The sequence below is a fragment of the Halalkalibacter okhensis genome, from assembly GCF_000787375.1.
Taxonomy (GTDB): Bacteria; Bacillota; Bacilli; order Bacillales; family Bacillaceae_D; genus Halalkalibacter; species Halalkalibacter okhensis.
The window spans coordinates 1-1,290 of the sequence record NZ_JRJU01000085.1; the positions used below are offsets into that span (position 1 = coordinate 1).

The 1,290-nt window shown below is 39.8% G+C and carries 1 protein-coding gene; it reads right to left on the reverse strand.

Annotated features, from left to right (window positions below):
* Window positions 1-1,289, reverse strand: a 1,289-nt coding sequence (gene glmU, locus LQ50_RS24015) for a bifunctional UDP-N-acetylglucosamine diphosphorylase/glucosamine-1-phosphate N-acetyltransferase GlmU (protein ID WP_034634281.1), incomplete at its 3' end; no start/stop codon positions are given.
* Window position 1,290 lies beyond the last annotated feature (1 nt).

Genomic DNA, 1,290 nt, shown 5'->3' on the forward strand with positions numbered 1-1,290 from the left:
TCATCTGTAATCGTTGATCCTGCTGCTACCAATGCATCTTTCCCAACTGTTACTGGTGCAATTAAATTCGCGTTACAACCGATGAAAGCACCATCTTCAATCACTGTCTTAAACTTATTTTTGCCGTCGTAATTAACTGTTACTGCGCCACAGCTAAAGTTTACACCCTTGCCTACTTTTGCATCACCAATGTAACTTAAGTGTGAAGCTTTGCTTCCTTGACCCATTACTGATTTTTTCACTTCAACGAAATTTCCGATCCGAACATCATCAGAAATCGTTGAGTCTGGCCTAACATGTGCAAACGGTCCAATAGTAACAGTGTTTCCAACTTCACTATTATACACTACAGATTGACGAATGTTCGTACCATTGCCAATCGTACTATCTTTCATTTCTGTATTTGGACCAATGATGCAATCATCACCAATCGTTGTCTTTCCTAGAATGACTGTCCCAGGATAAAGAACAGTATCCTGACCAATAGAAGCATCTGTTGAGATATATGTATTATCTCGATCAATAATGGTGACACCTTGCCTCATCCAATATTCATTCACTCGACGCTTCATAATCACTTCTGCTTCAGCTAAAGCCACTCTGTCATTTACACCAAGTGTTTCATTAAATGAAGGTGTTTGGTATGCCGAAATTATCTCTCCCGATTTTTGGAGGATTTCAATGACATCAGGAAGATAATATTCTCCTTGTGCATTATCATTTCCGACTTTTTGTAGTGCTTCAAAAAGAGCTATATTATCAAAGCAATACGTCCCTGTGTTAATTTCCGTGACGTTACGCTCTTCTTCAGTTGCATCTTTATGTTCAACAATACGTTCAACAAGGCCTTCTTTATTACGAATCACTCTGCCGTATCCTGTAGGATCAGAAGCGACAGCTGTTAAAATTGTTGCCTTAGCCTCTTTTTTATCGTGACATGCCAGTAAATGATCAATCGTTTCTGCTGTTAACAGTGGTGTATCACCACATAGTACAACTGTTGTACCTTCCTTGCCTTCTAACATACTCGCCGCTTGCATAACGGCATGACCTGTACCTAATTGCTCCTCTTGAACAGCATAGGAGACCTCACTCCCTAGTTGTTGCTGAACGACTTCCGCCCCAAATCCTACAACAGCAACTTTTTCTTCAAATCCTAAGCTAGAAACTTGATCAACAACATGTTGAACCATTGGTTTTCCACAGACAGGATGAAGCACTTTGTATAATTTTGACTTCATTCTTGTTCCTTGACCAGCTGCTAATATCACTGCATAACGATTGCTCATA